This window comes from Brevibacillus laterosporus DSM 25 (assembly GCF_002706795.1).
GTDB classification, from domain to species: domain Bacteria; phylum Bacillota; class Bacilli; order Brevibacillales; family Brevibacillaceae; genus Brevibacillus_B; species Brevibacillus_B laterosporus.
Genome location: NZ_CP017705.1, coordinates 902,466 through 916,487, shown reverse-complemented (window position 1 = coordinate 916,487; position 14,022 = coordinate 902,466). Strand labels below are relative to the sequence as shown.

Below are 14,022 nucleotides of genomic sequence, written 5' to 3'. Positions count from 1 at the left end.
GAGCCTTATTTCAGCTCAAAACGTACCCTTGACATCAAGTAAATCCCCCTCTAGTTCCTTTTTTAGAATGCCAGTGAAACGGTTATGTAGCCAGTCTCACGTTCATCGCTTTGATACTGGTATAGAATTACAATATTGATAATGAGAATCATCGTCAAAGTGGAAAAGCCTATATTTTGGCAGATATTCCTGCTATTTTCGCCAATTATCTCCATATTTCTTCGTATTTCTTGATCGATGTCCAAATTTTGGACTCCAAAAACTGGAATTTAATGAGTGAGTGACTGTAATCGTCATCGCTAACCGATGAGAAGATGAAGGAATAACGCACCTGAAACACAGCATTGCTTATCGGAAACGGACCCAGTCGTGCTGTAAGGCTGACATAATCTGCAAAAAAGTTAATCTGGTGGACCTAGGACGAGATAATTGGAGGAAAACTAGCTAATTTTACAAAAAATAGATCAAATGCAGATTTTGTAAATTAGGCCTAAATATGATTATGATTATGATTATCATTATCATGTGAATATTCATGTTCACCATGGTCGAAGCAGCGCAGATGCCAGTGACGATTGTTCGAGGGGATATCAGGGACAAGGTGGATCATAGCGCCCGACTGATGGAAAGAATGGAGGAGTTATGTTGGAAACTGATCAAACAGTCAATCCATGGCTGATTACTCATCCTGAAGCGAAAGACATCATTCGCCTGTTCTGCTTTCCCTATGCAGGAGGAGGCGCCTCTGCTTACAGAGGATGGACAAATGCTTTGCCCGATGATGTGGGAGTTTACCCCATACAGCTTCCAGGAAGGGAAAACAGGATTACGGAACAGGCACTGTGTGAAATGGAGGTGCTGGTTGAAGCAATCTCCCAAGCGATATATCCGTATTTGAATCGCCCATTTATCTTTTTTGGTCATAGTTTGGGCGCGCGAGTCGCTTTTGAGCTGACACGAACGGTTCGAAGAAAATGGAAGCTCCAGCCTTGCCACCTGATTGTTTCAGGAAGCCGCGCTCCGCACATACCAGAGCCAAATCCTCTGCATCATCTGCCTGATGATGAGTTTATCAGTGAGTTGCGTCGTTTTTCCGGTACACCTGAGGCAATCTTGCAAAACAGAGATCTCATGAACCTGTTCCTCCCGGTTTTGCGTGCGGATTTTACCGTTGACGAAACGTATGTTTATGCAGAGGAAGCGATCCTTAAATGCCCGATTTCTGTATTCGGCGGGACTGAGGACACGGAGGCGAATCGAGAGGAGATTGAAGTCTGGGCGAATCATACAAGCTCTGCTTTTACGCTTGAAATGATTGAGGGGGATCATTTTTTTCTGACGACAAAAAAGGATTTGCTTTTGCCGTCTGTCGCCAAAATCGTTGAACAGCATCGGGAAGTGACGCTAGCAAGAAGGAACAGCTGATGGATGGGTGCAAAATCTGTCCAAATGGAAAATAAGTAGCAGTCAATGTTGCAAGTACGAGTAACACAGTGGCCGGAATCACAATTCATATGTAGCCCTGTTGCTGACGACGGCGGGGTGAATTTTGGAGCAAGCATTCGAATCCAGAGACAAAGCACGGGTTGTGTATTCCTGTCTGGAGAAGGAATCGGCAGAATAGATCGATTTTATTTTTGAGCAGAGATTAGGAGCTAGTCGACTGAAACGAAGAAAAAGTGAAAATTGGAAGCAAATCCAGAGGGTTTTACCAATATAAAGAAAATTTATCGCCCAAATGTATTGACAATGATTATCATTATCAATATCGTATTGTTAGACAAACCATCACGATAATGCAACCAGATTGATAGTACCCTGCATGATCCCGCTTCGGGTGCACAATGATTTACCCGCAGGTATTCAAGAGGAGGACATAATGAAAGCAACTACAGAATGGTTTGAGGATACTGCAAAAAAATACGAACAACTCGGATTTTGGGAGCCAAAAACGCTTGGGCAGCAATTGCGCACGTGGGCTGAACAATATCAGAATCGAGAAGCGCTAGTGGAGGAGGAGAACAGACTCACCTACAGGGAGCTCGACAGTAAGGTTGATGAGCTAGCTTCTGGTTTCTTCCAGATGGGAATCAAAAAAGGAGACAATGTCGCTGTACAGCTTCCGAATCGGATTTCCTTCGTACTCACATGCTTTGCCCTGTTTCGCATTGGCGCTTTGCCGATTCTGGTTTTACCGGCTCATCGAGAGGCTGAACTGGACGGAATTTTTACGCTCGCCAAGCCGGTTGCCTATATAGTTCCAACTACGTTTCTTGGTTTTGACTACACAAAAATGGCAGAACAGCTGGTTAAAAAGCATCCATCTGTGAAATTCATCATGACCGATGGAGACAGTGACATCGGCATTAATCTTGCAGATATCAGCGGGACGCCGGTAGAGCTAGAATCGCCTTCGTACAAAGACACCGCTCTCTTGCTCTTATCTGGTGGAACGACCGGTACTCCTAAGCTGATTCCAAGAACCCACGCAGATTACGCATACAATGCAAAAGCAGCCGCGACACGCTGCAAGTTGACCCCGCAAAGCGTCTATCTTGCTGTTCTACCGGTTGCACACAACTTTCCACTATGCTGCCCTGGAATCCTTGGCACACTGTCGGCTGGAGGCAAAGTCGTGTTATGTAAAACCACAAGCTGCGATGAAGCTTTCCCCCTTATTGAAAAAGAACAGGTGACCATCACCGCCCTTGTACCTTCCATTGTCCATGTATGGCTTGAGGTGCTGGAATGGGATACCTCGAACGATCTCTCAAGTCTTGAAGTCCTACAGGTAGGCGGCTCCATGCTAGATGAAAATCTCGCGAAACGTATCATACAGGAAATGAAATGCAAGCTTCAGCAGGTGTTCGGGATGGCGGAGGGGCTCATTTGCTGCACATCCCTTGACGATCCTGAGTCTGTCGTAGCTAACTGCCAAGGACGTCCACTCTCCGATGCGGATGAGGTCCGAATTGTCGACGAGCATGGAAACGACGTTGAGGTAGGCGCATACGGAGAACTACTTGTCCGAGGACCCTATACGATAAGCGGGTACTACAGAGCTTTGGAACAGAACCGCGAGAGTTTTACTCCCGATGGATTTTACCGTTCTGGCGACAAGGCAAGGATTACTCCTGAAGGAAATTTCCAGATCGGAGGACGAATCAAAGAGCAAATCAACCGTGCGGGCGAAAAAATCATGCCTGCTGAAGTGGAGGCGTACTTACGTATGCATCCAGATATTAAAGACGCTGCTCTGATTACTCTTCCCGACCAAACGCTTGGTGAGAAAAGCTGCGCATATGTGATCACAGACAATCAGGAAATTACTCTTGCTGATATCCATGCCTTTTTCCATGAAAAGGGAGTGGCCCGTTATAAAATGCCGGATCAAATCGAATTCATCGATTACTGGCCACTTACCAGCGTCGGCAAAGTCAATAAAGCTAAGCTCAAAGAGTTGGCCACAGCACCAAAACGTAATGCAAAGCAGTGCGAGGTCTCCTATCTGGAAGAAATCGTGGCTTTTGAGGGAGATGCTCATTTGGCAGCGTCACAAATCGTAGAGCATGGTCTTTTTGAAAACTATCTGCTCTATGAAAACGGAGATGAGCTGTCGTTGGGAATGGGGATTCATGCCCTTGTATCCGTAGATGCCCAAAATACAACCTTAGCCTACGACAACCAAACAATTCGCTTTGAAAACAACCTGTTAAGTGAAACGATTGACAAAGCGTTTGCATCCGTCCCGCTCCAAAACTGGCGTGCCTATGGAACCGTTAACTTTGGAATGGCCCGCTATTATCAAAATCTGCCATTACTGTCTGAAGACGGTTGCCTTATCAAGCTGTTTATTCCTGAGGTGGAGATACGCTTTACAAAAGGCTCCATCCTGCTCAGAGCACTGAGTGAAGAAAAACGAAATGAATTCGGTGCGTTACTACGGGGGATTCAAGTGAATGGTCTTGACGAAGAGAAAAATGCTCTTGTGCAAAGAGTGGACAGTCACAAGCTGGATGTTCCTGAGGTTAATACGTATGGTGCTGAAGCCTATATGCAAGGGGTAGCGGAAGCCGTACGAGAGATTAAGGAGCGGAAATACCACAAAGTGATCTTATCTAGAAAAATTCCGATTCACCAAGAGCTTGATATGGTGGCTAGCTATATCGCAGGTAGAAGAGTTAACACTCCTGCTCGTTCTTTTTTACTTAGCCTCGATGGTTTAAGTGTGGCTGGCTTTAGTCCGGAAACGGTGGTTGAGGTTGATGGCAGTGGATGGGTAAGCACCTTCCCGCTTGCAGGAACGCGGTCACGTGGATGCAGCGAGGACGAGGGGGACAGGCTCAAGGCTGAGCTTTTGAATGATCCTAAGGAAATTGCTGAGCATGCTGTATCCGTAAAACTGGCCTTTGAAGAGCTAAAAAGTGTCTGCGATTCTACGACGATCTTCTTGAGCGATTTCATGTCTGTTGCCAGCCGGGGAACAGTTCAGCATATTGCCTCAAGACTAAAAGGGAAACTAAAGCCGGACTTCAACTCATGGGATGCGTTTCGTGCGCTGTTCCCTGCTGTCACTGCTTCTGGTATTCCAAAAAAAGAATCGATCGATGCCATAGGCAGACTCGAGTCTGAGCCGAGAAATCTCTACAGTGGCTGCGTCATGACCTTTGACAGTGATGGTGCAATGGACGCTGCCCTGGTGCTACGAACAATATATCAACAAAACAACAGTGCATGGCTACATGCCGGAGCAGGTGTGGTAGAGATGTCTTTACCAACCAGAGAGCTGGAAGAAACACGTGAAAAATTGAGCAGTTTTTCCAGGCAGCTGGTTATCTCCAGCCGTGAAGTAGAAAAAGTAAAACCAGTTTAGGGCATTGCCTGGGAAGGTGGTATTTTGATGAAACATCTGATTATTGACAGCCAATCCGCAAGCCCTGCCTCCTCATTGAGCTATGAGGAGGTGCGGAGGCAGATTCAGGCTGTGTTGCCTTCGCCTGTCGAGTTTGCTGATGATCAGAATCTGATCGAGTTGGGATTGGATTCGTTGCAAATGATGAGGATGGTCAACAAATGGCGAAAGGAAGGCGTGAAGGTTACGTTTGCCGAGCTGATTGCTGCCCCTCGCTTGAGTGATTGGTGGGCGTTCTTGCAAAAAAACAGTCCGGCGCCTTCGTTAGTGGAGGAAAATAATATAGCAAGCCAAGCACAAGAGGACGCGAATAGTCCCTTTCCGCTTACGGATGTGCAATATGCCTATTGGATTGGACGTCGAGATGATCAACCGCTGGGCGGAGTTGGATGCCATGCCTATCTGGAGATTGATGGCGAGGGAGTAGAGCATGGGCGTCTAGAAACCGCGTGGGGACAGTTACTAATGCACCATCCGATGCTTCGGGCAAGATTTCTAGCTGATGGACAGCAAGAGGTGCTGAGCACTCCCTTTACAAAAACGGTGCCCGTTCATGACTTGCGTTTCTATTCTGGGGACGAGCTGACCCAAAAGCTGGAGAGCATACGCACCCGGCTGTCACATCGTCGTCTGAAGGTGGAAGAGGGAGAGGTAGCTGGTTTGGAGCTGAGCTTGTTGCCAGCTGGCCGTACCAGACTCCATTTTGATATTGATTTGCTTGTCGCTGACGTGCAAAGCTTGCACATTCTTTTACGAGATCTGGCAGCAGCTTATGCACGTGGTTGCCAGCCAACAGCACCTGTTCATTGGAGCTTTGCCAACTATCTCAAACATGAGACACAACATCGGGTCTCAGACAGACAAAAAGCCGCTCATTATTGGCAGGAAAAGCTGTCAACGCTACCAGGTGCTCCTGGCTTGCCGCTGAAGGAAAAGCCGGAAATGATTAAGGCCCCTGTTTTTACAAGAAGGAATTATTTCGTGAAAGAAGCGGATTGGATGCTTTTGCAAAAACGATCCGCAGCTCAAAGGGTCACGCCAGCGATGGTACTGTTAACGGCATATGCGGAAATTCTTGACCGATGGAGCACCCATTCGCAGTTCCTCATCAATATCCCATTGTTTGATCGCCAAACTGGGGACGCTGGCATTGAAGATGTTGTTGCTGATTTTACCAACCTGCTCTTGCTTGCCGTTGACTTGCGTAACCCTCAAACTTTTCTGGATCGTGTGCGAACGGTACAAGGACAGTTTCATCAGGATGTCGCACATGCAGCTTATTCCGGCGTACAGCTTCAACGTGATCTGGCGCGTGTCCGCCAGGGAGAGCGGGATTTTGCCCCTGTTGTTTTCGCGTGCAATTTAGGTACTCCGCTGATCAATGAGGAATGCCGTCAGACTTTAGGACAGCTCTCCTATATGATCTCGCAAACGCCTCAGGTATGGCTTGATTTTCAGTCCTATGAAATGGATGGTGGCCTGTTGCTGGCGTGGGATTCCGTCGATCAGATGTTCCCGGACGGTATGATCGACCAAATGTTTGCCGCCTTTGGTCAACTCATGGACTGGCTAGTGGCTCAGGACAATGACTGGCAAGTTACACCGGAGCTTCTTCCTACTCTGGAGCAGCAAAGACAGAACAAGGATGACGAATCGTCACTTCCACAACCGAGTCAATGCCTGCATAGCGCATTCTTTGCTTATGCTGCTACAAATCCGCAAGAAACGGCGCTGATTGATAGTTATACACATACTTATATTTCGTATGGCGAACTATCTAGGTACGCGTTGCAGGTGGCGGCATTCCTTAAGGAACAGGGAATAAAAGAGGGTGATCCTGTGGCCGTCAGCATGCCGCGGGGGATTGAACAAATCGCCGCGGTGCTTGGCATAGTTGCACTTGGGGGCTGCTATGTCCCGATCGGTACCGGACAGCCGGCTACCCGGCGCGAGCGAATCCATAAAAAAGCGGGCATTCGTTACGTGCTTACCGATGACGAATGTGCTCAAACCTTGGATTGGCCAGACGACGCCGTTGTCTTGTCGATCACAGATGTACAGAACATAGTTCCCTTGACTGAACCTGTATCCATTTCTTGGGATAGTCTCGCTTATATCATCTTTACTTCGGGTTCCACGGGTGAACCAAAAGGGGTTGAAATCAGCCATTCCGGAGCATGGAATACCATCGCTGACATCAACAGGCGCTATCAGGTTGGTCCAGCTGATCGGATCTTGTCGGTTTCCTCTCTCGATTTTGATCTTTCTGTTTATGACATATTCGGATTGCTGAGCGTTGGCGGCTCTCTTGTGCTGATTACGGAAGAGACACGTCGTGATGCCGTACATTGGGTAAAGCTGGTTGACCAGTATCAGGTCACACTATGGAACTCCGTGCCAGTACTGCTCGATATGCTGCTGATTGCTGCGGAAAGCGGACAGTACGACAGTTTGCCGATTCGCCAGGCGATGCTTTCTGGGGATTGGATTGGCCTTGATTTGCCGTCACGTCTGAAACGTGTAGCCGCACACAGCCAGCTGGTTGCGATGGGGGGAGCCACAGAGGCTTCCATCTGGTCTAATTTCTTTGATGTTACATTACCTCTACCTTCACATTGGACATCGATTCCTTATGGACGCCCGCTAACCAATCAGGCTTATCGGGTTGTGGATGGAAAAGGAAAGGATTGCCCCGACTGGGTAGCGGGCGAACTATGGATTGGAGGAGCTGGTGTCGCACTAGGCTATCGGGGTGATCCGGTGCTTACCGCAGAACGTTTTGTCAATTGGAATGGTTCCCGTTGGTATCGAACTGGTGATCTGGGACGATATTGGCCTGATGGCACAATTGAATTTCTCGGGCGTCAGGATTTTCAGGTCAAAATCAGAGGCCACCGCATTGAGCTAGGCGAGATCGAAACGGCAATGAAGCAGCATCCGGGTGTACGTGATGCAGTCGTCACCGCTGTAGGCGATTCGCGGGAAAACAAGCATCTGATCGGCTATGTGGTTCCTGAACGTGAAAACGAATCATCCCTGTATGACAGCGTAAGCGCTGATCTGAAACATAGCGAAGTGCTCTGGGATGCCCTGATGAAGGCGGGACGCGGACAGGAGCGACCTGATGAGATCAGTCCGGAAGATTTTCCTGTGTTTTGGGCATATATAGAGCGTCTTGGCGTTCGTTATATTTGCCGTGCGCTGAAACAAGCAGGGGTAGATTTGCAGAAAAACCAAAGCTACACGCTCGATGCCCTCATGCAATGTTGCAGCATTCAGCCGCGTTACCGTGAGTTGATCCGACAGTGGCTTCAGATATTAGCTGACGAAGGATTTGCCAGAATAGACGCATCGGATACATTCGTCATCGTTCGCCCGATACCGGAAGAATTGCTTGATAAGCCGATGGAGGGCAAGGTGCCTCCTGCATGGGAGCAACATGCACAAGCACTTTTGCGCTATTTGCAGCAAATGGACAACGCCAATGTCGCACTTTTGACAGGAGAGCTTGACCCGCTGGCCTATTTCTTTTCAGATGAGCTATGTTTGACTCCGAATGATCTGATGCAAGCACTCCCTGGCACCAAGCACAGAAACAGCATTGCACGGTCGATCATCGAAGGTCTTCAACATGGCCTGCAAGCCAAATCGGAACCGTTGCGTATTCTGGAAATCGGGGCGAGGAGCGGATCGCTAACCGAGTCGTTGCTACCTTTACTGCGCTCTGATGAGACTCTTTATACGGGCACGGATAACTCGACCTTCTTTACGAATGCGGCTAAAACCAGATTCAAAGAGTATCCGTTTGTGCACTATCAATTGTTGGATATTGACCAGAATCCACTGGCTCAAGGCTATGATGCACATCACTATGACGTTATTATCGCTGCGGATTCCCTGCATCGTGCGCGGAATGTTGGAACGGCTCTTTTACATATGCAATCCCTTCTCGCCCCTGGAGGCTTGCTGATTTTGCTGGAAATGACTCGTAATAGCCGTTTGCAGCAAGTAAGTACAGGGTTCCTTGAAGACGGATTTATCTATTTTGAAGACGAAAGACATGCAGAACAGCGTCCGCTTCTATCGGTTGAAAAATGGCAACAATTATTGCAGTCGCAAACCTTCGCGCAAGTTGCTTCCTTCCCGGAGCAGGATGATCCGGCCAGTGTTTTTGGTCAGCATGTAATCGTTGCGCAGGCACCGCATCATGTTACTCAATTCAATCCGGTCAAGCTATCTGGTTTTTTGAACCAAAAGTTGCCTGATTACATGGTTCCGTCTGCTTTCATCCTACTGAGCGAAATGCCACTCACTTCCAATGGCAAGGTGGATCGGCAAGCACTGCCGACTCCTGACAAGCTGATCAAGGCAAAAACGGAAAAAACCTATACAGCTCCGAGGACGCCGATTGAAACAGCTCTTGTGGCGATCTGGTGCCAGCTTTTTGGAATGGAACGCGTAGGTATTGCTGATAACTATTTTGAATTGGGCGGAGATTCGCTCTTGGCTACCAGACTAAGTGCTTTGGTACGTAGCAAGTTCGAGGTGGAGCTGTCATTGGGCCGGATTTTTGAAAAGCCTACCATTGCAGGGATGGCTGAGCAAGTCCAGACACTTATGGATCAGAAAGGACAGCATGACGAGTCTACGGAAAGCTTGCCTCAAATCGTCCCGGTTCCACAGGATCGGAACCAGCCTTTCCCAATGACCGATATCCAGCAAGCGTACTGGGTCGGTCGAAGCGGTCTTTATGCATTGGGCAATGTCTCCACCCATTGCTATTTTGAAATTGAAGGACAGAATTTAGATCTTGAGCGGATCAACCGTGCCTGGCAGAGACTGATTGATCACCACGAAATGATGCGGGCGGTTATTATGCCGGATGGCTGGCATCAACGAATTTTGGAGAATGTTCCTGATTATCTGATCAATGTCAATGATTTGCGAGGCAAGACTCCTGAAGAGGTCGAGTCCGAATTGAAACAGATTCGGGAAGAAATGTCACATCAGGTGCTATCTACAGACGTGTGGCCTCTGTTTGACGTACGGGCATCCCGCTTTGGAGAAGAGCGCGTTCGCCTTCATATCAGCTTTGATAACCTGATTTTTGATGGGTGGAGCATGTTCCATCTCCTGAGCGAATGGACTAGGCTCTATCATCAGCCGGATGCACCATTGGCTACACTAGACCTGTCATTCCGCGATTATGTCCTTGCCTTGGAAGAGCTTAAAGCATCTGAGCTGTATCAACGCGATCTCGACTATTGGATTGCCCGTTTGCCAGAATTGCCCCCTGCTCCACAGCTACCTTTGGCTCAAAATCCAGAGTCTCTTTCCGAACAACGATTCAGTCGTCTGGAAGCAAGGTTGTCTAAACAAACATGGCAGAAGCTTAAAAAACGGACGGCGGAGGTTGGGCTTACGCCATCGGGAATTCTGCTGACAGCTTATGCTGAAACGCTTGGTGCTTGGAGTAAGAGCACCCGCTTTACCATTAACCTGACACAATTTAACCGATTACCGCTGCACGCACAAGTCAATGATATCGTAGGGGATTTCACTACGTTGACCTTGCTGGCTGTGGAGCTTTCGGAAGGAAAGACAATGTTGGAACGGGGCCGGAATTTGCAGCAACAGCTTTGGAGCGATTTGGATCACCCTTATGTTGGGGGGGTTCAGGTGCAACGTGAATTGGCGAAACAAACTGGGGAGCATCATGGCGTGACGATGCCGGTTGTCTTTACGAGCGCACTGGGGGTCGACCAGTGGAGCGGAACCGAATCCGACGGAAAGTGGCTGGGCAAGCTCGTGTATAACATTACACAAACACCGCAAGTATGGCTGGACCATCAAGTGGTGGAGCAAGACGAGGAACTGCTCCTGATTTGGGATGCGGTCGAAGGGCTTTTCCCTGAGGGAATGCTTGCCGACATGTTTAGTGCGTATTGCCAATTGCTACAGCGACTGACCGATGATGATGCGGTATGGAAAAAAGAGATGTCTAGCCTTATAGCTGTCCCACGTCTAGAAGCAAGGGCTGAGGCCAACGCGACAGATGCACCTGTATCTTCAGAAACGCTTACCGGATTATTTGCAAAACAAGCTGTTTCGCAATCGAATCATCCAGCCATCATTTCTACTAATCGAATCTTGACCTATGAGGAGCTGTCTATCTCCGCTGATGAAATAGGCAATTTGTTGCGGGAAAAGGGAGTCAAGCCCAATACACTGGTTGCAGTCGTGATGGAGAAAGGTTGGGAGCAGGTTGTGGCAACGCTTGGGACTCTGAAGTCCGGAGCAGCTTATCTGCCGATCGATCCAGCGCACCCTGAAGAGCGCCGTTCACAGCTTCTCTTTGACGGGCAAATCCGCATCGTACTTACTCAGTCTTGGCTGGACGAGCAATTGAGCTGGCCTGAGAATGTTGAACGACTGATAGTAGATCAGATGACAGCAAGGAATGAGGCTATGAGTCTACTGCCGCTTGCAGAGCAGCCGGATGATTTGGCCTACGTTATTTACACCTCAGGGTCAACAGGTTTGCCAAAAGGGGTTATGATCGACCATCGAGGAGCTGTTAACACCATTGAAGATGTGAACCAACGTTTTTCTGTAGGACCAAAAGACAGGGTACTCGCTCTTTCCAATCTGAATTTTGATCTATCGGTGTATGACATTTTCGGTATGCTTGCAGCAGGTGGAACTATCATCATGCCGGAGGCGGATAAAGCCAAAGATCCTGCTCACTGGATTGAATGGATGAAGCAGGAGCAAGTGACGGTTTGGAACACGGTTCCGGCACTGATGCAGATGCTGATAGAGTACGCTTCTGGACGAAACCTAGAACTACCACAATCTCTGCGTCTGGTCCTGTTGAGCGGTGACTGGATTCCATTGGATTTGCCGGACAAGATCAAGGCTTATTTTCCAAATGTACAGGTGATCGGTTTGGGAGGAGCCACGGAGGCGTCGATCTGGTCGAACCTGTATCCGATCGAAGACATTGACTCAAGTTGGAAGAGCATTCCGTATGGTCGCCCGATGGTCAATCAGCGCTTCTACGTGCTTAACGAATGGATGGAAGATTGTCCCGTATGGGTGCCGGGGCAGCTTTATATCGGTGGAATTGGCCTTGCTAAAGGCTACTGGCAAGATGAAAGCAAGACCAATGACAAGTTTATCCTGCATCCTCGAACAGGTGAACGTCTCTATCATACAGGTGATTTGGGTCGTTACTTGCCGGACGGCAATCTGGAGTTTCTCGGTCGAGAAGACTTTCAGGTAAAAATTCGTGGTCATCGGATTGAATTAGGAGAGGTTGAAACGGCACTGAAGCGTCATGATGGGATAAAGAACGCTGTCGTTGCAGTACCTGACGAAGTAAGCGAGGAGAAGCGCCTGGTAGGGTATGTGGTGCTTGATCAGGAAATGGGAGCTGAGCTGTTGGAAACCGAGCAGGTCGATCCGACTGTTTGCGCATCACGCTGGCAGGCAATTACTAGTGCTGGTCAGCTACAGGCCTCCCAACTTCCGGATTCCGTCGATGCTGACGCAATCGCGAAGTTCCTCCATGAGGCAGACCGTGTAAGCTCTGCCTACATATGCCGCACGCTGAATGACTTGGGGATGTTCTCAAGTGAAGGAGAGCGTTATTCCATTGAGGAATTGATCCGACGGTTTCAGATTCATCCTCGTTACAAGACCCTGCTACTTCATTGGCTAAATGTGCTTGTGGAAGAAGGGCTACTCGAAAAAACGGAGGATGGTACCTACCAAAATCCTCGTTCATTACGCGAAGAACTGCCTACATTTACACAGGATGGGAAGCTATCGGTTTCATCTGGGAGTTCGGAAGCGGTACAGGCTCTTGAAGATGGTTTTTTACGAGACTATCCACTGTTTATCAGGTTATTAACAGGCAAGCTTGATCCGCTTGAGCTTTTCTTTGCGGAAGATGCTTCTTTGACACCGGCAGGACTGAGCAGGTTTGACTTTACGCGGGAGTATTACAGCAATCTTGCTAAAGAGGTGTTCGGCACTTTAGTGAACAGCTATCCACCTGATAAAGAGTTGCGGGTGCTAGAGATCGGCACACGGGCCGGTAGTTTGACACAAACGCTTGTGTCCGCTTTGCCTGCGGATCGTGCCCGATACATATATGCCGACGAGTCCTCCTTTTTTACAGACAAGGCAAAGCAGACATGGGGAGAGAAGGCCCCGCTTGAATACGGTCTGTTTGACATGAACACAGCGCCGCTTTGGCAAGGCTATGAACCGCATTATTTTGATGTGATTGTTGCGGATAATACTCTGCACCGCACCCGAAATCTGAACATGACACTTGAGTACCTGAAAGGAATGCTGGCACCCGGTGGAGTTCTGTTTCTGGTAGAGTCAACTCGTAACAGCCGCCTTATGCTGACCACTGTCGGGTTTTTTGAAGATGGATTCAGTCGACTAGAGGATGAGCGCAAGGCGAATTATCTTCCTTTACTAGCGGCAGATCAATGGTGCGAGGTATTGGAAAAACAGGGCTTTTCAAACATGCTGGCATTCCCGCAAAACGGTCAGGTCGCAGAAAAATTCGACCGGCACCTAATCGTGGCACAAGCACCTGAAACGGTTAGGGTGTTTAGACCGGAAAAATTGTCCGATGCCATGCAGAAAATGCTACCTGATTACATGATGCCAACCGAGTATGTACTGCTTGATAAGCTACCTCTTTCGGCCAATGGGAAAGTAGACCGTAAGGCACTTGCGAAGCTCGGAGGGAAGAGAGAGAGCTTGCCGAAAAAAGCGCATGTCGCACCTTCCACCGAGACAGAAATCAAAATAGCGAGTGTTTGGGAAGAGGTGCTTCATTGTAACTCTATCGGAATACATGACGGTTTCTTTGCACGGGGCGGGGATTCGTTACGTGCCATTCAATGCATCAATCTCCTGAAAGAGCGATATCAGATTGAATTGTCTATGCAAAGTCTTTTTGAGTATTCCACGATTTGCATGCTTGCCGGGTTCATCGACACGAGTGCTTCAGCAACAGAACAGCTTGAAGCAAATTATGACGAGGGAACCATTTGATTAACTAGAACGGAACTGCGTTGTCTTCA

General features: G+C 48.5%; 4 protein-coding genes. 3 read left to right on the top strand and 1 reads right to left on the bottom strand.

Translation table 11 applies throughout. From position 1 onward, the window contains the following. Positions 1–62: 62 nt before the first annotated feature. The gene (locus BrL25_RS24640; protein WP_018671917.1) at positions 63–245 is read right to left on the bottom strand and encodes a hypothetical protein; all 183 of its coding nucleotides are present in this window, start codon (positions 243–245) and stop codon (positions 63–65) included. 397 nt (positions 246–642) lie between these two features. Here BrL25_RS24640 and BrL25_RS04300 point away from each other — a divergent pair, with 397 nt between their 5' ends. From BrL25_RS04300 to BrL25_RS04290, 3 genes are all read left to right on the top strand, one after another. Next, positions 643–1,425: a thioesterase II family protein gene (locus BrL25_RS04300; RefSeq protein WP_018671916.1), complete on the top strand. Its 783-nt coding sequence runs from the start codon at positions 643–645 to the stop codon at positions 1,423–1,425. Between the two features lie 454 nt (positions 1,426–1,879). Further along, positions 1,880–4,873, top strand: a complete 2,994-nt coding sequence (locus tag BrL25_RS04295; protein ID WP_018671915.1) for a salicylate synthase — start codon at positions 1,880–1,882, stop codon at positions 4,871–4,873. 27 nt (positions 4,874–4,900) lie between these two features. Then, a complete protein-coding gene (locus BrL25_RS04290; protein WP_018671914.1) occupies positions 4,901–13,993 on the top strand; it encodes a non-ribosomal peptide synthetase in 9,093 nt (3,030 codons plus the stop codon). The last annotated feature ends 29 nt before the right edge of the window (positions 13,994–14,022 follow it).